Origin of the sequence: Pseudomonas sp. PIC25 (genome assembly GCF_002286785.1) — a bacterium.
In the GTDB taxonomy this organism is placed as follows: Bacteria; Pseudomonadota; Gammaproteobacteria; order Pseudomonadales; family Pseudomonadaceae; genus Pseudomonas_M.
Genome location: NZ_MUJY01000148.1, coordinates 33,583 through 55,472, shown reverse-complemented (window position 1 = coordinate 55,472; position 21,890 = coordinate 33,583). Strand labels below are relative to the sequence as shown.

Below are 21,890 nucleotides of genomic sequence, written 5' to 3'. Positions count from 1 at the left end.
CAGCCCCAAAAAGAAAGGCCGCTGTAAGCGGCCTGTCTTTTCATGCGGGACGGCTTATTCAGCCAGCCGCCAGGTAGTGCCGCCCTTTCCGTCCTCCAGCACCACGCCCATGGCGGTGAGCTGATCGCGGATACGGTCGGACTCGGCCCAGTTCTTGGCGGTACGGGCATCGAGACGGGCCTGGATGAGGCGCTCGACTTCCGCCGCATCGACCTTGCCTTCTGCGCCGGCCCGCAGGAACGCATCGGGTTCCAATTGCAGGACGCCGAGCAAACCGGCCAACGCCTTCAGCCGCGCGGCCAAAGCGGCGGCGGCCTGAGGATCGGCCTCACGCAGCCGGTTCACCTCGCGGACCATTTCGAACAACACGGCGCAGGCTTCCGGCGTATTGAAGTCATCGTCCATCGCCGCGGCAAAGCGCTCGACGAACGCATCGCCACCCACCGGCTCGGTCTGGGGCAGCCCCTTGAGCGCATGGTAGAAACGCTCCAGAGCCCCCTTGGCTTCCTTGAGGCTGTCTTCGGAATAGTTAATCGGGCTGCGGTAGTGGCTGGAAACCAGCAGGTAACGCACCACCTCGGGATGGTACTTCTCCAGCACCTCGCGGATCGTGAAGAAGTTGCCCAGCGATTTGGACATCTTCTCGCCGTCCACACGCACCGCGCCGGCATGCATCCAAGCGTTGGCGTACAACTTGCCGGTGGCCGCCTCGCTCTGGGCGATCTCGTTCTCATGATGCGGGAATACCAGGTCCGGCCCGCCGCCATGGATGTCGAAAGTCTCGCCGAGGCAGCAGGTGGACATTACCGAGCACTCGATATGCCAGCCCGGACGCCCCTTGCCCCAGGGCGAATCCCAGCTCGGCTCGCCCGGTTTGGCGCCCTTCCAGAGCACGAAGTCCAGCGGGTCTTCCTTGATCTCGTCCACCTCGATGCGGGCGCCGATCTTCAGGTCTTCGATCTTCTTACGCGACAGCTTGCCGTAACCGACGAACTTGCCGACCCGGTAGTACACGTCGCCGTTGCCGGGCGCGTAGGCGTAGCCCTTGTCGATCAGGGTCTGAATCATCTCGTGCATGCCGACGATATGGGCCGTGGCACGTGGCTCGATGTCCGGTCGCAGCACGTTCAGACGGGCCTCGTCTTCGTGCATGGCAGCGATCATCCGCTCCACCAGCGCTTCGAACGGCTCGCCGTTCTCGTTGGCACGCTTGATGATCTTGTCGTCGATATCGGTGATGTTACGCACGTAGGTCAGGTCAAAACCACGATGGCGCAGCCAGCGGGCGACCACGTCGAAGGCCACCATGACCCGCGCATGGCCGATATGGCAGAAGTCATAGACGGTCATGCCACAGACATACATGCGCACCTGGTTGTCCACCAGCGGCTTGAAGGCATCCTTGGTCTTGCTGAGGGTGTTGTAGATGCTCAGCGCCATCATTGCCCCCAGGAGTCGCGAAGGGTCACGGTGCGGTTGAACACTGGTGCGCCCGGCTTACTGTCTTTCAGATCGGCGACAAAGTAGCCCTCACGCTCGAACTGGAAGCGCTCTTCCGGTGCGGCATTGGCCAGTGACGGCTCGGCACGGCAGCCTTTCAGCACGACCAGGGATTCCGGATTGATGTTGTCGAGGAAACTGCCGCCCTCCTCGGCCTTTTCCGGGTTCGCCGAGCGGAACAGGCGATCGTACAGACGTACTTCGCACTCGACGCTGCCTTCCGCCGGCACCCAGTGGATCACACCCTTGACCTTGCGGCCCTCCGGGTTCTTGCCCAGGGTATCCGGGTCATAGGAGCAACGAAGTTCCACGATATTGCCGTCGGCATCCTTGATCGCCTCATCGGCGCGGATCACATAGCTGCCACGCAGGCGCACTTCCCCCCCCGGGATCAGCCGCTTGTAGCCGGCTGGCGGGACTTCCTCGAAATCGCTGGCATCGATGTAGATCTCACGGGCGAACGGCAGTACCCGCACGCCCATATCCTGCTTCGGATGGCGCGGCAGCTCGAGCTGCTCCACCTTGCCTTCCGGGTAATTGGTGATCACCACCTTCAGTGGCTTGAGCACACACATGGCACGTGCGGCGTTGGCGTCCAGGTCTTCCCGGATGGCGAACTCCAGCATGCCGATATCCACCACACCACCGGCACGATTGACGCCAATCATCTCGCAGAAGTTGCGGATCGAGGCCGGGGTATAGCCACGGCGGCGATAGCCGGACAGCGTCGACATGCGCGGGTCGTCCCAGCCGCTCACATGCCCCTCGTCCACCAGTTGCTTGAGCTTGCGCTTACTGGTGATGGTGTAGTTCAGGTTGAGGCGGGCGAACTCGTACTGGCGCGGCTGCGCCGGTACCGGCAGGTTTTCCAGGAACCATTCGTAGAGCGGACGATGGTCCTCGAATTCCAAGGTGCAGATCGAGTGGGTAATGCCTTCGATCGCGTCCGACTGGCCATGGGTGAAGTCATAGCTGGGATAGATGCACCACTTGTCGCCGGTCTGGTGATGGTGGGCGTGGCGAATACGGTAGAGGATCGGGTCGCGCAAATTGATGTTCGGCGACGCCATGTCGATCTTCGCGCGCAGCGAACGGGCACCGTCCGGGAACTCGCCGGCCTTCATGCGGGCGAACAGGTCGAGGTTCTCCTCCACGCTGCGGTCACGGAACGGGCTGTTCTTGCCCGGCTCGTGCAGGCTGCCTCGGTATTCGCGCATCTGCTCGGCATTCAGGTCGCAAACGAAGGCCTTGCCGGCCTTGATCAGGTGGATGGCCCACTCGTGCAGTTGGTCGAAGTAATCCGACGCATAGCGCTCCTCACCAGCCCACTTGAAGCCCAGCCATTCCACGTCGGCCTTGATGGCATCGATGTATTCCTGGTCTTCCTTGGCTGGGTTGGTGTCGTCGAAACGCAGGTTGCATTCGCCACCGAACTCCTGGGCCAGACCGAAATTCAGACAGATCGACTTGGCATGGCCGATGTGCAGGTAGCCGTTCGGCTCCGGCGGGAAACGGGTGACGATCTTCTGGTGCTTGCCGGATTCCAAGTCGGCCTGGACGATCTGGCGAAGGAAATTCGAAGCGGCGGGAGTCTCTGGCTTGCTGCTCATGGGGACCTTGATCACTGTGGGTGCGCGGCGCAGGGTAGGCCGGCCAAATCAAAGCGCTTATCATAGCCGAAGCTGTCAACCCCCTGACAGCCTTCGTTTTTTCCGACAGAGCGAATTCCCCATGATCAAGCTGCACACCAACCACGGCGTCATCACCCTGGAACTCTTCGAAGACAAGGCCCCCGAAACCGTGGCCAACTTCAAGGAATACGTGAAGTCCGGACACTACGACAACACCATTTTCCACCGCGTGATCGGCAACTTCATGATCCAGGGCGGTGGTTTCGAACCGGGCATGAAGCAGAAGTCGACCCGCGCGCCGATCAAGAACGAAGCCAACAACGGCCTCTCCAACAAAGTCGGCACCATCGCCATGGCGCGCACCATGGAGCCGCATTCGGCCTCTGCACAATTCTTCATCAACGTCGCCGACAACACCTTCCTCGACCACAGCGCACCGACCGTCCAGGGCTGGGGTTATGCCGTGTTCGGCCAGGTGACCGAAGGCATGGACGTGGTCAATGCCATCAAGGGTGTCGCCACCACCATGCGCTCCGGCCATCAGGATGTGCCGGTCGACGACGTGATCATCGAGAAGGCCGAGATCGTCGAGTGAGCGTCCTGCTTATTTCTGACCTTCATCTCGAAGAGGAGCGCCCGGACATTACCCGGGCGTTTCTGCTTTTCCTGAAGGAGCGTGCGCGCAAGGCCGAAGCGCTGTATATCCTCGGCGACTTCTTCGAGGCTTGGATCGGCGACGACGCCATGACCCCGTTCCAGCGCTCCATTGCGCAGGCCCTGCGGAAACTGAGCGACTCAGGCACCCGTATCCATCTGATGCATGGCAACCGTGACTTCATGATCGGCGCGGACTTCTGCCAGGAGGCGGGCTGCACTCTCCTGCCCGACCCTTGCCTGATCGATCTGAGCGGCGAGTCCGTACTGCTGAGCCATGGCGACGCGCTTTGCACCCGCGACGCCGCCTACATGCACCTACGGCGCTGGCTGCGCAACCCGGTTTCGCTGTGGATTCTCCACCACCTCCCCCTGGCGACTCGCCACAAACTGGCGCGCAAATTGCGCAAGGAAAGCCATATGCAGACTCGCCAGAAAGCCGCCGAGATCATCGACGTCACCCCGGAAGAAGTGCCTCGCCTCATGGCTGAACATAAGGTCCGCACCTTGATCCACGGTCATACCCACCGCCCGGCCATCCACGAGTTACACATCGACGGGCAGGCCGCCCGACGCATCGTGCTGGGGGACTGGGATCGCCAGGGCTGGGCCTTGCAGGTGGACGAACAAGGCTACCGATTGGCCCCCTTCCCTCTTTCCTGAATTCCAGTGACCGCCCTCTCAAGCTGGCGATCTGCCACTTGACGAAAAGCGATGCGGTTCTCAGCATCGCCGCTCCTTCCATTCCGTCAAGGAGCGACCATGCCTTTCAGCAAGCTGCAAGTAGCCAAGTATCTTGGCGTTCCCGTCGTCATCGCCGCGTTCGGCTTCACTGCCTTCAATGGCATTTTCTTCTATAACGAAGCCGGCTTTTCCACCCATGTGCGGACGATCTTCGGCGAGGAAAAAGTGATCGACGACGTGGGTTACGCCACCAAGTGGTTCGGTCGCGCTACGCCCTGGAAAAAAGCCCTCAGCGTGCAATCGGTGCTCACCGAAGCCCTGGAAATCGACGATAACAGCGACAACGATTCCCTCGGCGCTACCATCGAAGCCTTCCCCATCGTCTTCCTCGGCAACGTCGACGCCAAAGTCGAGTCGTCGGCCCGCTTCCGCCTGCCCGGCGGCGATCAGTTCCTGAAGATCGCGCAGGAGTACCGCAACCCGGAAAACTTCATCAAGACCGCCCTGGTCCCGGCGATCAAGGAAACCCTGCAAGCCACCGCCTCGCTGATGAGTGCGGATGACTTCTACGCCGGCGCACGCAGTGAATTCGCCGCAGAATTCGAAAACCAACTGAACGATGGCCTTTATCTGATCAAGCGCAAGGAAGTGCGCGGCCCTCGCGGACATGTCCCGCAGCAGACCGCCATCCTCCAGGCTGGCACCGAACAGGGCGCATTTGGCGATAACAGCGCCAGCCAGTTCATCACCGAAAAGGTGGTCGACAGCAAAGGCATCCCGGTACGCAAACAACAGCAGTTCCGCAAGTACGGCGTGGAAGTGGTGGAAGCCCGAATCACCAACGTCGACCCCAACCCGCAGTACAAGCAGCGGATGGTCAAGGTGCAGCAGGCCCTCGCCGAGCTCGCCGTCGCTCGCCAGAACCGCCTGAAAGAAGAGGAAGAAAAACTGCTGGTGACTGCCCGCGGCGAAAAAGAAGTCGAGGCACGCCGCCAGGAAACCCTGCGCGACCAGATCGAACGCACCACCCAGGCGGAAACCGAGAAGCAGCTCGCCGTGATCAACGCCGAGCGTGAAAAACAACGCGCCCAGATTGAAAAGCAGACCGCCGAACTGCTACGCGACAAAGCCGCAATCACCGCCGAAGCGACCAAGATCACCGCCGACGCCGAGGCCCATGCCCGCGAGGCCGTTATCAAGGCGGACGGCGCGCTGCAGACCAAACTGGATGCACTGATCGCCATCAACAAAGTCTGGGCCGAGGCCGCCGCACAGGCACCGGTCCCCAGCGTGATGCTGGGTGGCGGCGGGCAGAACGGTGCCAGCAGCCGCCAGGACGAGATCGGTCAGTTGATGAGCGTGCTGGCCACCAAGGCGGCGCGGGACCTGGCGCTGGATCTGAAGGTCAAGGAATAAGCCGTCATCCGGCGGGCCGATCATCCGGCCCGCCTTTCCTCATGCCGCCGCGCCGCTATGGAAGCGGAACTCGGTATCCGGCATCAGAATGGCGTCACGCTCCACCTCGGCAAAGAACGCCACACGATCCTCGATCGGACCGTCCGCATAAACCTGCGCCATCTTCAGATAATCCTGGTAATGCCGCGCCTCGGACTTGAGCAGCGAGCGGTAGAACTGCGCCAGCTCTTCATCCAGATGAGGCGCCAGGCGGAAGAAGCGCTCGCACGAACGCGCCTCGATGAACGCGCCGACGATCAGAGTATCCACCAGCTTTCCCGGCTCGCTGGAGCGCACATGACCACGCAGGCGCTGCGCGTATAGCGCCGCGCTGACCGGCCGATAAGCGATCCCCCGCTTCGTCATCAGCGCCGCGACCTGTTCGAAATGCCGAAGCTCTTCACGGGCCAATCGTGACAACTTGTATTGCAGATCGGCCTTTTCCACGTAGCGAAACAGCAGGTTGAGCGCCGTCGACGCGGCCTTTTTCTCGCAGTTCGCGTGGTCGATCAGCAGGATGTCCTGATTCTGCAAGGCCTGGGCGATCCAGGCGTCAGGCGTTGGACACAGCAGGAAAGATTCTATTTCGGGCAACAATTGCATGGGGTCAACGCTGGCAGGCAGGGCATGGGCGGGCCATTATACGAATGACGGCGGGTACGGCCAGCCGTGCGCTTGATATATATCAAAGTCCTATCGCAGGCCGAAACTATAGTTGTGCTAGGCATAACCAGCACTCGCAGGGAGATTCGATCATGCAAGCGATACGCAGCATTCTGGTGGTAATGGAGCCTGGGCAGACCGAAGGACTCGCGCTCAAACGCGCCAAACTGATCGCTGGAGTGACCCAGTCGCAGCTGCATCTCCTGGTTTGCGACAAGAAGCACGATCACTCGGCCTTCCTCAACGATGTCGCGACCAGCCTGCAACAGGAAGGCTTCACCGTTTCCAGCCAGCAGGCCTGGCACGAGAACCTGCATCAGACGATCATCGCCGTACAGCAGGCCGAAGGCTGTGGTCTGGTGGTCAAGCAACACTTCCCCGACAACCCGTTGAAAAAGGCCCTCCTCACCCCCGACGACTGGAAACTGCTGCGCTACTGCCCCGGTCCGGTACTGATGGTGAAGACCGAGAAACCCTGGCGCGGAGGTACCATTCTGGCGGCGGTGGATGTCGGCAACAGCGACGGCGAACACCGGACCCTGCATGCCAGCATCATCAGCCACGGTTATGACATCGCCGGCCTGGCCGAAGGCGAACTGCATGTCATCAGCGCTCATCCCGCGCCGATGCTGTCGGCGGCAGACCCGACCTTCCAGCTCAAGGAAACCATCGAGGCGCGCTATCGCGAGCAATGCCGGGCATTCCAGGCCGAATACGATATTTCCGACTCGCGCCTGCATATCGTCGAAGGCCCTGCCGACGTGCTGATCCCGCAGATCGCCCATCAGTTGCAAGCGGCGGTGACGGTCATCGGCACCGTGGCACGGACCGGGCTGTCCGGGGCACTGATCGGCAACACCGCCGAAGTGGTACTGGATACGCTGGAAAGCGATGTCCTGGTGCTGAAGCCGGACGAGATCATCGCCCACTTGGAGGAGCTGGTCGCGCAACAGCACGCGTGATCGCCAAGGGTCGTATTACCGGGGCGCCAAGGCGCCCCGGTGGTTTTTCTAGACACGAATCTCCATGCCGTCACGCAGAAACTTGGGAGCGATATAGCGCTCGTAATGGGCTTCGGAAAGGATGAAGAATTCACGATCGATGGCATCGCGCAGGTCCGGCAGCGGCCAGTCACGGAACTCCGGCAACAGCGCGACCCCGTATGCCTCCAATTGGCTGATCATCCGAGCGCCACGGGCGATCAACTGATAGGCCCAGCAATACGGCGACTGCTCGGGCACGAAGCGTACCTGACGCTGCTCCAGCTGCTGGCGCAACCGCAGGCCATCGAAGACTTCCAGCTTGGCCTGCATCACTTGGACCAGCAGGCTTTCCAGCCGCAGCCAGACCGCCCGCTTCTCTTCGTCGTTGTAGAGGTTCCAGTGCACCACCTCATGGTGAAAGCGCTTGCACCCACGGCACACCAAGTCGCCGTAAACGGTGGAGCACAGGCCGACGCAAGGCGTCTTGATGCGTTGCTGGGACATGGGAAAAGAATGGCTTGGGTGAAACAGGCCGGCATCTTAGCCCTTTGTCTAAGACGGGTCACCCCGTCGGACACCCCGCTCGTGGCTTAACTTTGCCAGCACATTCCAGTAGAATCGGCCCGCCGTTTACGGCGCCAATGTCCGTTTGAAGCTGTTTTCAAAGCGTCACGAGCACAGTTCTATCCGGCAGGAAAGCATTGGCGCAGGGTTCCGTCGACCCCTCTCGATACCTGCGCCAGCCCTCATCTTTCCGTCCCAGCCGGCGTAAAACTTTGAAAACAGCTTCTGGATGGAAACTACCGAAACCTCGGCCAATCCGCCCATGAAGCGGGAAAGCGCGTGCGTTCGGCGGTTTCCAGGATGAGCGTCCCGGACAACCCTTTGGGACCACTGATGAGGGTAATACTGTGCTTGAAGCCTATCGCAAACACGTAGAAGAGCGTGCCGCCCAGGGCGTCGTGCCCCAGCCGCTGAACGCCGAACAAACCGCAGGCCTGGTCGAGTTGCTGAAGAACCCGCCGGCCGGCGAAGAAGCCTTCCTGGTCGATCTGATCACCAACCGCGTCCCGCCGGGAGTCGACGAAGCCGCCTACGTCAAGGCCGGCTTCCTGTCCGCCGTCGCCAAGGGCGAAGCCACCTCCCCGCTGATCAGCAAGCAACGCGCTGTCGAACTGCTGGGCACCATGCAGGGCGGCTACAACATCTCCACCCTGGTAGAACTGCTGGACGACACCGAGCTGGCCACTGCCGCCGCCGAGCAGCTCAAGCACACCCTGCTGATGTTCGATGCCTTCCACGACGTCGCCGAGCGCGCCAAGAAAGGCAACGCCGCCGCCAAGGCCGTGATGCAGTCCTGGGCCGATGGCGAGTGGTTCGTCAACCGTCCCGCCGTTCCGGAAAAGATCACCCTGACCGTGTTCAAGGTGCCGGGTGAAACCAACACCGACGACCTGTCCCCGGCTCCGGACGCCTGGTCCCGCCCGGACATCCCCCTGCACGCCCTGGCCATGCTGAAAATGGCCCGCGACGGCATCGAGCCAGTCCAGCAGGGCTCCGTCGGTCCGCTGAAGCAGATCGAAGCGGTCAAGGCCAAGGGTTACCCGGTCGCCTACGTCGGCGACGTGGTCGGCACCGGTTCCTCCCGCAAATCCGCCACCAACTCGGTGCTGTGGTTCTTCGGTGACGACATCCCCTACGTGCCGAACAAGCGCGCCGGTGGTTTCTGCTTCGGCACCAAGATCGCCCCGATCTTCTACAACACCATGGAAGATGCCGGCGCCCTGCCGATCGAGTTCGACTGCACCAACCTGGCCATGGGCGACGTGATCGACGTCTACCCGATGAAAGGCGAAGTCCGCCGTCATGGTAGCGACGAGCTGGTCACCACCTTCCAGCTGAAAACCGACGTGCTGCTCGACGAAGTCCGCGCCGGCGGCCGTATTCCGCTGATCATCGGCCGCGGCCTGACCGAGAAAGCCCGCGCCGAACTGGGTCTTGCTCCCTCCACCCTGTTCAAGAAGCCGGAAGCGCCGGCCGACAGCGGCAAGGGCTTCACCCTCGCGCAGAAGATGGTCGGCCGCGCTTGCGGTCTGCCGGAAGGCCAGGGCGTGCGCCCGGGCACTTACTGCGAGCCGAAGATGACCACCGTCGGTTCCCAGGACACCACTGGCCCGATGACCCGCGACGAGCTGAAAGACCTGGCCTGCCTGGGCTTCTCCGCCGACCTGGTGATGCAGTCCTTCTGTCACACCGCGGCCTACCCGAAGCCCATCGACGTCACCACCCACCACACCCTGCCGGATTTCATCCGTACCCGTGGCGGCGTGTCCCTGCGTCCGGGCGACGGCATCATCCACAGCTGGCTGAACCGCATGCTGCTGCCGGACACCGTGGGCACCGGCGGCGACTCGCACACCCGCTTCCCGATCGGTATTTCCTTCCCGGCCGGTTCCGGCCTGGTAGCCTTCGCCGCTGCCACCGGCGTGATGCCGCTGGACATGCCGGAATCCGTGCTGGTGCGCTTCAAGGGCAAGATGCAGCCCGGCATCACCCTGCGTGACCTAGTGCATGCCATCCCTTACTACGCGATCCAGCAGGGCCTGCTGACCGTCGAGAAGAAAGGCAAGAAGAACATCTTCTCCGGCCGCATCCTCGAGATCGAAGGCCTCAACGACCTGACCGTCGAGCAGGCGTTCGAACTGTCCGACGCCTCCGCCGAGCGTTCGGCCGCCGGTTGCACCATCAAGCTGCCGGAAGAGTCCATCGCCGAGTACCTGAACTCCAACATCACCCTGCTGCGCTGGATGATCGGCGAAGGCTATGGCGATGCCCGCACCCTGGAGCGTCGTGCCCAGGCGATGGAAGCCTGGCTGGCCAACCCGCAACTGCTGGAAGCCGACAAGGACGCCGAATACGCCGCCGTCATCGAAATCGACCTGGCCGATGTGAAGGAGCCAGTACTCTGCGCCCCGAACGATCCGGACGACGCCCGCCTGCTGTCCACCGTGGCCGGCGACAAGATCGACGAGGTGTTCATCGGTTCCTGCATGACCAACATCGGCCACTTCCGCGCTGCCGGCAAGCTGCTGGACAAGGTCAAGGGTGGCATCCCGACCCGCCTGTGGCTGGCTCCGCCGACCAAGATGGACGCTCACCAGCTGACCGAAGAAGGCTACTACGGCATCTACGGCAAGGCTGGCGCGCGCATGGAAATGCCGGGTTGTTCGCTGTGCATGGGTAACCAGGCGCGCGTGCAGACCGGTTCCACCGTGGTCTCCACCTCCACCCGTAACTTCCCGAACCGTCTGGGCGATGCGACCAACGTGTACCTGGCCTCTGCCGAACTGGCGGCAGTTGCCTCGATCCTCGGCAAACTGCCGACCGTCGAAGAGTACATGCAGTACGCCAAGGACATCGACAGCATGGCTGCCGACGTCTACCGCTATCTGAGCTTCGACCAGATCGCCGAGTACAAGGAAGCAGCCGCCAACGCGAAGATTCCGGTCGTCCAGGCCTGATTTTTCCGCTGGCAAGAAGGAGCCCCGCCCTGTGCGGGGCTTTTTCTTTTCCTGTCCTTGCGGGTGCAGCGGAAGCGGCTATGTTCCAGAAAGACGGCTGCATGTCGTGGCCGTATCGACGGCAGGAGCCCCTTCCCATGAAGCACTGGATCATCGCCCTCCTCTGCGTGTTCGGCCTCGCCGGCTGTGCCAACGATTACATCATCGCCACCGTCGATGGCCAGATGCTTACCAGCGATGGCAAGCCGGAACTGGATGAGGATACGGGCATGCTGGAATTCGAAGACAGCGAAGGACGCAAACAGCAGATCCCGCAGTCCCAGGTGAAGCAGATCATCGAACGCTGAGCGCGCCAATAACCCGCTTCGAAACACCATGCCAGAGCGTCTCATCGCAGGGCACTGGCATATGGCTTGCTTGTTCCGTCTCAACAGAGCGCTTTCCAACGGCGGAAAGCGTCCATAGACAATGGCGTCGTTTTCGGCTGCGACTTTCAGGCTGCAGCCGGAACGGCGTCTTTTTGTTCACTGACGGAACAAAACAATGATGGATGACCAAGCAGCACCCCGTAGCGACAGCCTGGCCTGGGTCGGCGGCAGCGATGCCCCGGAAAAAAGCGCGATCAATCTGGGCTTCATGGCCCTCACCGATTCGGCCTCGTTGATCGTCGCGGCCACCCAAGGCTTCGCCCAGCCCTATGGCCTGACGCTCAACCTGAAACGCCAAGCCTCCTGGGCCACCCTGCGTGACAAACTGATCAGCGGTGAACTGGATGCCGCCCAAGGCCTCTACGGGCTGATCTACGCCGTCCATCTCGGCATTGGTGGCACTCCACCGGTCGACATGGCGGTGCTCATGGGGCTGGCCCAGAACGGGCAAAGCATCAGCCTGTCCCATCGCCTGCAGGCTGCCGGCGTGACCACTCCCGAAGCGCTCGTCAAACATGCGCACCAAGACGGTGCAAAGCTCACCCTGGCTCAGACCTTTCCCACCGGCACCCATGCCCTCTGGCTCTACTACTGGCTGGCCAGCCAGGGCATCCATCCACTGAACGACGTAAACACCGTCGTGGTTCCGCCTTCGCAAATGGTTGCCCACCTAAAGGCCGGGCGTATCGACGGCTTCTGCGCCGGAGAGCCTTGGGGCGCCCAGGCGATCGCCGAAGGCATGGGCTTCACCCTGGCCACCAGCCAATCGATCTGGCCGGATCACCCGGAAAAGGTGCTCGGCTGCACCCGTGCCTTTGTCGAAACCTACCCGAACACCGCGCGGGCACTGATTCTCGCCATCCTGGAAGCCAGCCGATTCATCGATTCGAGCGAAGAGAACAAGCGCAGTACCGCCCAGTTGCTCAGTGGCAGCGATTATGTCGACGCGCCCCTGCAGGCCATCCAGCCGCGCTTCCTCGGCCAGTACGAGGATGGTGTCGGCCACGCCTGGCTGGACCGGCACGCCCTTCGCTTCTTCGGCGACGGTACGGTCAACATGCCTTATCTATCGGATGGCCTCTGGTTCATGACGCAATTCCGCCGCTGGGGCCTGCTCCGGGATGACCCCGACTACCTGGCCATCGCCCATCAGGTTCAACGACTCGATCTTTACCGCGAAGCGGCCGATATTCTTGGTATGGAAGTTCCCCCTTCGCCCATGCGCAGCGCCACGCTGCTCGACGGCAAGGTCTGGGACGGTACTGACCCGGCCGGCTATGCGCGCAGCTTTGAACTGCACGCACTGGCTGAAACCACTCGACCACTCGCACTCTGATTGGGGACGGCCGCTGCCATGTTGCGAATCCTCCTGATCAACGACACACCCAAGAAGGTCGGACGCCTGAAGGCCGCGCTGATCGAGGCCGGTTTCGATGTCATCAACGAGTCCGGGCTGACCATCGACCTGCCCGAACGCGTCGAGGCCATCCGCCCGGACGTGATTCTGATCGACACCGAATCCCCGGGAAGGGATGTCATGGAACAGGTCTGCCTGGTCTCCCGCGACCAGCCGAGACCGATCGTCATGTTCACCGACAACGACGATCCGGACGTCATGCGCCAGGCCATCCAGTCCGGGGTCAGCGCCTACATCGTCGAAGGCATCCAGGCGCAGCGCCTGAAGCCCATCCTCGACGTGGCCATGGTCCGCTTCGAAAGCGACCAGGCCCTGCGCGCCCAGTTGCAGGCCCGGGATCAACAACTGGCCGAACGCAAGCGCATCGAGCTGGCCAAGGGCATGCTCATGCGCATGAAGAGCTGCAGCGAAGAAGAGGCCTACACACTGATGCGGCGTCAGGCCATGAGTCGCCAGCAGAAGCTGATCCAGGTCGCCGAACAAATCATCGCCATGAACGACATGCTCGGCCAATGAGCGCCACTCGCCACTGCCTGCCGGTTGAGCCGGTAGTGGCAGCCCTTCGTGATCGCCATCACAACGACATGATTCGCTCCATCGATATCGCCTGAAGGTGGCCGAACGGTACGAACCAAACCCGTTTCCGGCGGTCCCTGTCTTGGCAGTGAAGTATGCACCCCTCGCATCGTCAGGATCGTCGATGCCGCAAGACTGCCCTCAAAGCGTTAACTGGATTGCATTGCTGGGCTTCGATGGCGCAAGGACCGACCTTGCCGCTCCATACCCAACTCTGCCTCAACCCGGGATCAAGGATTAAACGCAATGTCGCATACTCTCGAAATCATCCCCACACAGCGCCCCATGCGGATCGGCTTGATTGCCAAGTCGGCGTTACTGGGCAGTCTGCTATGCACGGACGCTTACGCCGAGCTTCGTCCCAATACCCCGCCTGGCGGTAACTTCGCCCTGGAAAACTGGAGCATCACCGTTCCCGTCGATTCGACCGGTGGGGTCACCGGAAAACCCCTGACCATCTACCCCGCCAAACTGAGCGGCCCCAACGGCTACAGCAATCGCCCCTACTTCTACACGGAAGCCGACGGCGCGATGACCATGTGGGCGCCATTGAACGGCGCCACCACCGGTGGCTCCGCGCACCCTCGCTCGGAACTGCGCGAGATGATCGACCCGAGCAGCAACGCAGTGAACTGGGACAGCTTCGGCACCGCCATCCTGGATGCCCAGCTTAAGATCATGCAGGTTCCCCAAAAGGATGGCACCGTCATCGTCGGCCAGGTCCATGGATACGGTTCCGCTCCCTTGGTACTGGTCTACTACAAGTACGACTTCGCCACCCAGACCGGGAAAGTCATTACCAAGCTGCAAGGGACACCGGTCCAAGGTCCGCCCTACTGGCACTACACCATTCTCTCGGACGTCAAGCTCGGCCAGACCTTCACCTATCAGATCAAGGTCTCGCGCAACGGAAGCGACCCTGCGGTAGCCGCGGTTTCGGCCAACAACGGCACCCCGGCCACCCTGGTCATGGACCCGTCGTGGGATAACGAGACGTTCTATTTCAAGGCGGGCTCGTACCTGCATACGTACGGCGACAGCAGCACCGACGGTGCGCTGGTGAAGTTCTATCGCCTGGCGACCAGCCATCCGGCCGATGGCCTGTACATCACCACCAATGCCGCCCTACCGAACGCCAAGGCCAATGTGCTCTACAGCACTCAGCTTTCCTTCCGCGGCGGCATGGGTGGCGGAACCTGGTCCTTGGTCAGCGGGCACCCGCCGGCAGGGCTGACGCTGAACCGCGACGGCAGCATCACCGGCACACCGGCTGCCAGTGCCGTCTCGTCGCAACCGAATGACTTCATGGTCAGGGTCACCGACGCCAACGGCTCCACTTATTCGAAGAAGTTCTCCATCGTCGTTGGCTCCTGACACCGCTCCATAGGCGCGGTTCGAGTCACCATCGATGACTCGATCCGCCTCTCGACAGATTCCGCCGCTGCGCTTATCTTCCTGCCAGGCCGCACACGCGGCCGACGTCGCTCGGACGGTTCCGGGCGCTTACGTATCAGAGGACAGCATGGCTGAACAACGTTCAGCGCGCCGCTTCGCGCGCATCGATCGACTCCCCCCTTACGTTTTCAACATCACCGCCGAGCTGAAGATGGCCGCCCGCCGCCGTGGCGAAGACATCATCGACCTCAGCATGGGCAACCCGGACGGCGCCACCCCGCCACATATCGTCGAGAAACTCTGCACCGTCGCCCAGCGCGAAGACACCCACGGTTACTCCACCTCGCGCGGCATTCCCCGCCTGCGGCGCGCCATTTCGCACTGGTACCGGGACCGCTACGCGGTGGACATCGATCCGGAAAGCGAAGCCATCGTCACCATCGGCTCCAAGGAAGGCCTGGCGCACCTGATGCTGGCCACCCTCGATCACGGTGACACGGTGCTGGTACCCAACCCCAGCTATCCAATCCACATCTACGGCGCGGTGATCGCCGGCGCGCAAGTCCGCTCCGTGCCCCTGGTGCCCGACGTGGATTTTTTCGCCGAGCTGGAACGCGCCATTCGCGAAAGCATTCCCAAGCCGAAGATGATGATTCTCGGCTTCCCTTCCAACCCCACCGCTCAATGCGTCGAGCTGGACTTCTTCGAGCGGGTGGTGGCGCTGGCCAAGCAATACGACGTCCTGGTCGTGCATGACCTGGCCTATGCCGACATCGTCTACGACGGCTGGAAAGCCCCTTCCATCATGCAGGTACCGGGAGCCAAGGATATCGCCGTGGAGTTCTTCACCCTGTCGAAGAGCTACAACATGGCCGGCTGGCGTATTGGGTTCATGGTCGGCAACCGGGAGCTCGTCGGTGCATTGGCACGGATCAAGAGCTACCACGACTACGGCACCTTCACCCCGCTCCAGGTAGCAGCGATTGCCGCGCTGGAAGGGGACCAGCAATGCGTGCGGGACATTGCCGAGCAGTACCGCCAGCGGCGCAACCTACTGGTCAAGGGGCTGCACGAAATCGGCTGGATGGTGGAAAAGCCCAAGGCCTCTATGTACGTCTGGGCCAAGATTCCCGAACCCTATACCCACCTCGGCTCCCTGGAGTTCGCCAAGAAACTGCTGGCCGAAGCGAAGGTCTGTGTTTCCCCGGGCCTGGGATTCGGCGACTACGGCGACGATCATGTGCGCTTCGCCCTGATCGAGAATCAGGACCGCATCCGCCAGGCGCTCCGTGGCATCAAGAGCATGTTCCGCGCCGATGGATTGCTCCCCCCGTCGCCGGCCAAACCGCGCAAGACGGAAGCCCGCTGATAGGGTTGCGGCCGGGTTGATTGGCCGCGCCACGCAATCTCATCTCGCCGACAGGCATATGACCGCTCCGCCCGGAGCGGTCCTTCAGATCGAATAATCCAGCGCCGCCCAGGTCCGCCCCAAGCCCTGCGCCAGTACACATCCGGGCGCTTCCAATTGCTGTCCGGAATAGAGCGACATCAGACGGGTACTTCCGTCATCGTTGTCCTGCCGTTCAGTCACCCATTGCAGGGTGCCGCAGTTCGCCGTCTCGATCACATAGCTGGCGGCTACCAGCGAGTGCCGCCCCGGCAGACGGATCGCCTCCAGCACACGACCGCTTTCCTCGCTGCGCTTCCCGTCGGATACCAGCACCGCCCAAGCCCGCTCGCCATCGATCACCAGATAGGCGCCATTGGCTTTCGGCTGGTCTATCCGGGGCTGTACGCAGCCTGCCAGCAGGACCAACAACACGATCGTCATGAATTTCTGGTGCATTGCTTTTGCTCCTCTGTCGTACGGCCGGGCGACGCCATTGCCTGGACGCTCATTAGGGGTTCGCCCGTGTGCGAGAAACCAATATGCCCGGATACTGTTTATTTGTACAGTATTTCGAGTTAACCTGATTTTGTCGAACGCCGACCTTCCGGCGTCGGCGCCAAGTCAATGCACCAAAGGGGAACGAGACGATGAAGGACGTACTGCAACGCAAGGACAATGTGAGGCGGATGCCGTTGGACAAAGTCCGGGCCACGGTCGAGGAACTGCATCTGGAAGGTATCGTCACCGAGGGGCGCACGCCCTTCTCCCGGGTGCACTTCAATACCTGCTTCGCCGAAATCGAGGACCTGCTGCGGCGCGCCGGCTATCACCGTCAACTGGAAGTAGTCGGCTACGAGGGACGGGCCTACGCCCTGTTCGACCCGACCCGCTGGGAAGCGGTCAAGGTGCTCCATTGGCTGAAGGAATATGTGGAAGAAGCGCAAATCCGCTCGGCGGTGCGTTGATACTCGCGAACCAAAACGGCACAGAAACCCGCTCCATGCTCGACCATGGCACAACGCCTTCTCCGAGATGCCCCTGCCGCGGTGTGCTCTATGTTCCTCATGGAGTTTCCCAAGCCATTGATTCAAAAAAGCTTTATGCGCAGCCAAGCTAGCTGGCAAGGCCCTTGCAAGTCCCTGCTCACACCCGTCTTCGGATCGCCAACGGCGGTGATCGAGACGAATGACAAAGGCGTCAACGGTGAACGGCTCTCTGGGAGTCGCTCGCCCGCGACGCCTTTTTTCTTTTCGTTTTCGAATAGAGAGGGACCACCATGTCTTTCCACCGCCGTTATTTCCTGCACCGAGCCATGACCGGACTCGGCTGTATTACCGCCCTGCTGGTTGCACCGTTGAGCGCCACCTTTGCCGCAGAGCCGGAAAAGGAAGAACTCAAACTCGGCTTCATCAAGCTGACCGATATGGCCCCCCTGGCAATCGCCTATGAAAAAGGCTTCTTCGAGGACGAAGGCCTGTTCGTCACGCTGGAGGCCCAGGCCAATTGGAAGGTCCTGCTCGACCGGGTGATCGACGGCGAACTGGACGGCGCCCACATGCTCGCCGGCCAGCCGCTGGGCGCCACCATCGGCTTCGGCACCAAGGCCGAGGTGATCACCGCCTTCTCCATGGACCTCAACGGCAACGGCATCACCGTTTCCAACGAAGTCTGGGAGGAAATGAAGAAGCACCTGCCGATGGAGAACGGCAAACCCGTGCATCCGATCAAGGCCGACGCCCTGAAGCCGGTGATCGACAAGTACAAGGCCGCGGGCAAGCCGTTCAACCTCGGCATGGTATTTCCCGTTTCCACGCACAACTACGAACTGCGCTACTGGCTCGCGGCTGGCGGCATCAATCCCGGCCTTTATGCTCCGGACAAGGGCGACATCAGCGGGCAGATCGGTGCCGACGCCCTGCTTTCCGTGACCCCGCCGCCGCAGATGCCAGCAACGCTCGAGGCCGGCACCATCTCCGGCTACTGCGTGGGCGAGCCCTGGAACCAGCAAGCCGTGGTCAAGGGCATCGGCGTCCCAGTGATCACCGACTACGAAATATGGAAGAACAATCCCGAGAAAGTCTTCGGCGTCTCCAAGACTTGGGCGGAGAAATACCCGGAGACCCACAAGCGCCTGGTCAAGGCGCTGATCCGCGCTGCCATGTGGCTGGATGAAAACGGCAACGCTAACCGCCCCGAGGCCGTGGAAATCCTCTCCCGCCCGGAATACGTCGGCGCTGACGCCAAGGTCATCGCGAACTCCATGACCGGCACCTTCGAATACGAGAAAGGCGACAAGCGCGAAGTACCGGACTTCAACGTGTTCTTCCGCTACCACGCCACCTATCCCTATTACTCGGATGCCATCTGGTACCTGACCCAGATGCGCCGCTGGGGTCAGATCGGAGAAGCCAAGCCGGACGCCTGGTACCTCGACGTGGCCAAGCAGGTCTATCGCCCGGACATCTACAAGACTGCCGCCGCCGAGTTGATCGCCGAGGGCAAGGCCAAGGCCGACGACTTCCCCGCTGCCGATGAGGAAGGCTTCCGCGCGCCCAGCAGCGATTTCATCGACGGCGTCACTTATGACGGGCGCAAACCCAACGCCTACCTGGCGTCGTTCAAGATCGGCTTGAAAGACACCCAATGACCAAGGCCCGGCACCGCCCGCACGGTGCCGGCTCCAGGGCTGGCAGCCCCTCAACTTCAGAGGACAGGACGATGAGCAACCCGAGCATCGCCACGCCGATTTCCAACACCGTCAAAGCCGCCCGGACCCAGGCCCTGCTGAAGCGCTGGGCTCCGGCCGCAATCCTGCCACTCGCCGGCATCTTCGCCTTCTTGGTGTTGTGGCAACTGGTGGCCAACAACATCCAGACCAGCCTCGGCCAGTTCCCCGGGCCGGTACAGGTCTATACCCAGTTCAACGCCCTGGTGGGCAGCCACCTGGCCGAGCGGGAAAAAGCCAACGCCTTCTACGAGCGCCAGGAAAAGCGCAATGCGGAACGCCTGGCCCGCGACCCATCGGCTGAAGTGAAGATTCGCCCCTACACAGGCAAGCCGACCTTCTTCCAGCAGATCCTCACCAGCCTCTACACGGTGATGACCGGTTTTGCCATCGCCTCCCTGATCGCGGTGCCGCTTGGTATCGTCTGCGGCCTGAGCAAACCGCTCTACAGCGCGATCAATCCACTGATCCAGATCTTCAAGCCGGTCTCGCCGCTGGCCTGGCTGCCCCTGGTGACCATGCTGGTCAGCGCCCTTTATGTCAGCGAAGACCCCATGCTCGCCAAATCCTTCCTCACCTCGGCGCTGACCGTTGCCCTCTGCTGCCTGTGGCCGACGGTGATCAACACCACCGTCGGCGTAGCCAATCTGGACAAGGACCTGCAGAACGTCAGTCGGGTGCTCAACCTCTCGCCGCTCAGCCATGTGCGGCGCATCGTACTGCCGGCGGCGGTGCCGATGATCTTCACCGGCCTGCGCCTGTCGCTGGCCACCGGCTGGATGGTGCTGATCGCCGCCGAAATGCTCGCGCAGAATCCAGGCCTCGGCAAATTCATCTGGGACGAGTTCCAGAACGGCAGCTCCAACTCGCTGGGCCGGATCATGGTCGCGGTGATCGTCATCGGCCTGATCGGTTTCGCCCTGGACCGCCTGATGCTGCTCCTGCAGCGCCACGCCAGTTGGGACAAAAACGCCGACCTGCGCTAGAGCCCATTCGTTTCCGGAGAATTTCCATGAGCCATTCCAACTATCTCGAACTAACCGGTGTCGGCATCAGCTTTCCCACCGACAAAGGCCTCTTCTGCGCTTTGCAGCACGTCGATTTGCGTATCGCCAGGGGAGAGTTCGTCTCGCTGATCGGCCATTCCGGCTGCGGCAAGTCCACCGTGCTGAATATCGTGGCGGGCCTCCACCGGGCCACCACCGGCGGCGTGATCCTCGATGGCCGCGAAGTCGACCAGCCCGGCCCCGATCGCGCCGTGGTGTTCCAGAATCACAGCCTGCTGCCCTGGCTGAGCTGTTATGAAAACGTCGAACTGGCCGTCCGCCAGGTCTTCAAGGGGCAGAAAAGCCGCCGCGAGATGCGCGACTGGATCGAACACAACCTGGCCCTGGTGCATATGACCCATGCCCGGGACAAACACCCCAGCGAAATCTCGGGAGGCATGAAACAGCGCATCGGCATCGCCCGTGCCTTGGCCATGCAGCCGAAGGTCCTGCTGATGGACGAACCTTTCGGCGCACTGGACGCGCTGACACGGGCACACCTGCAGGATTCCCTGATGGAAATCCATGCCGACCTGGGCAACACGGTAATCATGATCACCCATGACGTGGACGAAGCCGTGCTGCTGTCAGACCGCATCGTGATGATGAGCAACGGCCCCGCCGCGACCGTCGGTGAAATCCTGCCTGTCGACCTGCCCCGCCCGCGCGATCGCATGGCCTTGGCGCATGACGCGCGCTATCACGAGTACCGGGCGGCCGTGCTGGAATTCCTTTATCAGCGTCAGCAGCGGCCCGCCGCCTGACCATTACCGCGCGCCGGCGCCGCTGGCGCGCTACTCCGCCGTGAAGGGCCGAATACAACCCACTTCGCTCACAATCCACACACTTTTATCAAATACATCACTTAAATCCTTGAATGGAAAGGCAATCTGCCACCGTCCCGCTTGTCGCCCCAAGGGAACTTCCCACGTATTCGCCAACCGAACGGGGGCTTTTTTCCTCCCCCTTGACCTGCGCAGGAGTACCCAGTGATCGATCTCACGCCTTGGAACCTGGCCGTCCCAACCCCCGACGAACCCACTATCATTTCTACCGCACAACTGAACAACGGCTATCGCAGCCGTTACTTCTATCCCAGCGACGATGGCGGCATCGTCTTTTGGGTTCCCGTCGACGGTTCCCATACGGAGGATGCCCGCTACCCCAGGACCGAACTACGCCAGACCCAATCGGATGGCACCCTGAGCTTCTGGGGCTATCAGGGCGCCGATAACTACCTTCGCGCTATCCTGGCCGTCAACAAGGTGCCCAGCAAAGGCAAGATCGTCATCGGGCAGATTCACAGTGAAGACGTCTCGGGTAGCCAGAACGACCCGCTGCTCAAGCTGCAATACCACTACAAGGACGGCATCGGCCGGGTGGAAGCCCTGCTCCGCAAGTATCCGGGCGACCGGGAGGTGCAGAACATCCCGATCGCCACGAACGTGCGGCTCAAGGAGCGCTTCAAATACACCGTCAACCTGTCCCCGGACGGCATGCTCAGCATAAAAATCCATAGCGACGATGGCGACTACGGCCTGATTACCCGTCAGGTCAGCGCGCGCTGGTCGGTGCAGAGCCTGTATTTCAAGGCGGGTGCCTACATCCAGGACAACTATGGCCCCTCGGACGAAGGCGGCAAGGTCACTTTCTACGATCTGGATCTGATCCAGCACTGACGCACGCCTGCGGGCCAAGGGATGGCTCGCACACGCCTCAATCGGTTCAACGCCGCCCCGACAAAGAACGCCCCATGACAGCGCACCACGAAGTGTCAGCCGCCCTCTTTTAGCCCACCAGCATCCTCAATCTCACGAACAGC

Annotated in this window: 20 protein-coding genes; 15 read left to right on the top strand and 5 right to left on the bottom strand. The window is 61.8% G+C overall.

Translation table 11 applies throughout. From position 1 onward, the window contains the following. Nucleotides 1–54: 54 nt before the first annotated feature. Both cysS and BZL41_RS18450 read right to left on the bottom strand, forming a co-directional pair. Nucleotides 55–1,440 carry a cysteine--tRNA ligase gene (gene cysS / locus BZL41_RS18455; protein ID WP_095600654.1) on the bottom strand — a complete coding sequence of 462 codons (1,386 nt, stop codon included), beginning with the start codon at nt 1,438–1,440 and terminating at the stop codon, nt 55–57. Then, entirely contained in the window at nt 1,440–3,110 is a 1,671-nt protein-coding gene (locus BZL41_RS18450; RefSeq protein WP_095600653.1) for a glutamine--tRNA ligase/YqeY domain fusion protein, read from the bottom strand. Before BZL41_RS18450 ends, cysS begins: the two co-directional genes overlap by 1 nt. A gap of 121 nt (nt 3,111–3,231) precedes the next feature. Here BZL41_RS18450 and BZL41_RS18445 point away from each other — a divergent pair, with 121 nt between their 5' ends. The 3 genes from BZL41_RS18445 to BZL41_RS18435 all read left to right on the top strand — a co-directional run bounded on the left by BZL41_RS18445 (nt 3,232) and on the right by BZL41_RS18435 (nt 5,885). Beyond that, nucleotides 3,232–3,726: a peptidylprolyl isomerase gene (locus BZL41_RS18445; protein WP_084333686.1), complete on the top strand. Its 495-nt coding sequence runs from the start codon at nt 3,232–3,234 to the stop codon at nt 3,724–3,726. Next, nucleotides 3,723–4,448: a UDP-2,3-diacylglucosamine diphosphatase gene (gene lpxH, locus BZL41_RS18440; RefSeq protein ID WP_095600652.1), complete on the top strand. Its 726-nt coding sequence runs from the start codon at nt 3,723–3,725 to the stop codon at nt 4,446–4,448. Before BZL41_RS18445 ends, lpxH begins: the two co-directional genes overlap by 4 nt. A gap of 99 nt (nt 4,449–4,547) precedes the next feature. Beyond that, nucleotides 4,548–5,885 carry an SPFH domain-containing protein gene (locus BZL41_RS18435; protein WP_095600651.1) on the top strand — a complete coding sequence of 446 codons (1,338 nt, stop codon included), beginning with the start codon at nt 4,548–4,550 and terminating at the stop codon, nt 5,883–5,885. A 39-nt stretch (nt 5,886–5,924) separates the two neighbouring features. On the opposite strand, the gene BZL41_RS18430 is transcribed toward BZL41_RS18435, so the two are convergent. Next, a complete protein-coding gene (locus BZL41_RS18430) occupies nt 5,925–6,527 on the bottom strand; it encodes a tRNA-(ms[2]io[6]A)-hydroxylase (RefSeq protein WP_095600650.1) in 603 nt (200 codons plus the stop codon). A gap of 152 nt (nt 6,528–6,679) precedes the next feature. On the opposite strand from BZL41_RS18430, the gene BZL41_RS18425 reads away from it, so the two are divergent. Continuing rightward, on the top strand, nt 6,680–7,549 hold the full coding sequence (locus BZL41_RS18425; RefSeq protein ID WP_084333690.1) for a universal stress protein: 870 nt from the start codon (nt 6,680–6,682) through the stop codon (nt 7,547–7,549). A 48-nt stretch (nt 7,550–7,597) separates the two neighbouring features. Here BZL41_RS18425 and BZL41_RS18420 read toward each other — a convergent pair whose 3' ends face one another. Continuing rightward, entirely contained in the window at nt 7,598–8,074 is a 477-nt protein-coding gene (locus BZL41_RS18420) for a DUF1289 domain-containing protein (RefSeq protein ID WP_095600649.1), read from the bottom strand. A gap of 407 nt (nt 8,075–8,481) precedes the next feature. On the opposite strand from BZL41_RS18420, the gene acnB reads away from it, so the two are divergent. From acnB to alaC, 6 genes are all read left to right on the top strand, one after another. Next, nucleotides 8,482–11,091, top strand: coding sequence for a bifunctional aconitate hydratase 2/2-methylisocitrate dehydratase (gene acnB, locus BZL41_RS18415; RefSeq protein ID WP_095600648.1), 2,610 nt, complete (start codon nt 8,482–8,484; stop codon nt 11,089–11,091). A gap of 137 nt (nt 11,092–11,228) precedes the next feature. Further along, nucleotides 11,229–11,438, top strand: a complete 210-nt coding sequence (locus tag BZL41_RS18410) for a YgdI/YgdR family lipoprotein (protein WP_084333693.1) — start codon at nt 11,229–11,231, stop codon at nt 11,436–11,438. A 196-nt stretch (nt 11,439–11,634) separates the two neighbouring features. Continuing rightward, nucleotides 11,635–12,855, top strand: a complete 1,221-nt coding sequence (locus tag BZL41_RS18405; protein WP_371916550.1) for a CmpA/NrtA family ABC transporter substrate-binding protein — start codon at nt 11,635–11,637, stop codon at nt 12,853–12,855. A gap of 18 nt (nt 12,856–12,873) precedes the next feature. Beyond that, nucleotides 12,874–13,452 carry an ANTAR domain-containing response regulator gene (locus BZL41_RS18400; RefSeq protein WP_095600647.1) on the top strand — a complete coding sequence of 193 codons (579 nt, stop codon included), beginning with the start codon at nt 12,874–12,876 and terminating at the stop codon, nt 13,450–13,452. Between the two features lie 306 nt (nt 13,453–13,758). Next, complete coding sequence (locus BZL41_RS18395) at nt 13,759–14,886, top strand: polysaccharide lyase family 7 protein (RefSeq protein ID WP_256578198.1); 1,128 nt, start codon at nt 13,759–13,761, stop codon at nt 14,884–14,886. 148 nt (nt 14,887–15,034) lie between these two features. Continuing rightward, a complete protein-coding gene (gene alaC, locus BZL41_RS18390) occupies nt 15,035–16,276 on the top strand; it encodes an alanine transaminase (RefSeq protein ID WP_095600646.1) in 1,242 nt (413 codons plus the stop codon). 84 nt (nt 16,277–16,360) lie between these two features. Here alaC and BZL41_RS18385 read toward each other — a convergent pair whose 3' ends face one another. Then, the gene (locus BZL41_RS18385; protein WP_095600645.1) at nt 16,361–16,753 is read right to left on the bottom strand and encodes a hypothetical protein; all 393 of its coding nucleotides are present in this window, start codon (nt 16,751–16,753) and stop codon (nt 16,361–16,363) included. Nucleotides 16,754–16,944: 191 nt separating this feature from the next. Here BZL41_RS18385 and BZL41_RS18380 point away from each other — a divergent pair, with 191 nt between their 5' ends. From BZL41_RS18380 to BZL41_RS18360, 5 genes are all read left to right on the top strand, one after another. Beyond that, entirely contained in the window at nt 16,945–17,262 is a 318-nt protein-coding gene (locus BZL41_RS18380) for a transcriptional regulator (RefSeq protein ID WP_084333698.1), read from the top strand. 311 nt (nt 17,263–17,573) lie between these two features. After that, nucleotides 17,574–18,944 (top strand): CmpA/NrtA family ABC transporter substrate-binding protein, encoded by a 1,371-nt coding sequence (locus BZL41_RS18375; RefSeq protein WP_095600644.1) that lies wholly within the window; start codon nt 17,574–17,576, stop codon nt 18,942–18,944. A 71-nt stretch (nt 18,945–19,015) separates the two neighbouring features. Next, nucleotides 19,016–20,008 carry an ABC transporter permease gene (locus BZL41_RS18370; RefSeq protein WP_095600643.1) on the top strand — a complete coding sequence of 331 codons (993 nt, stop codon included), beginning with the start codon at nt 19,016–19,018 and terminating at the stop codon, nt 20,006–20,008. Between the two features lie 26 nt (nt 20,009–20,034). Continuing rightward, entirely contained in the window at nt 20,035–20,832 is a 798-nt protein-coding gene (locus tag BZL41_RS18365; RefSeq protein ID WP_095600642.1) for an ABC transporter ATP-binding protein, read from the top strand. Nucleotides 20,833–21,057: 225 nt separating this feature from the next. After that, nucleotides 21,058–21,747, top strand: coding sequence for a polysaccharide lyase family 7 protein (locus BZL41_RS18360; RefSeq protein WP_095600641.1), 690 nt, complete (start codon nt 21,058–21,060; stop codon nt 21,745–21,747). Nucleotides 21,748–21,890 lie beyond the last annotated feature (143 nt).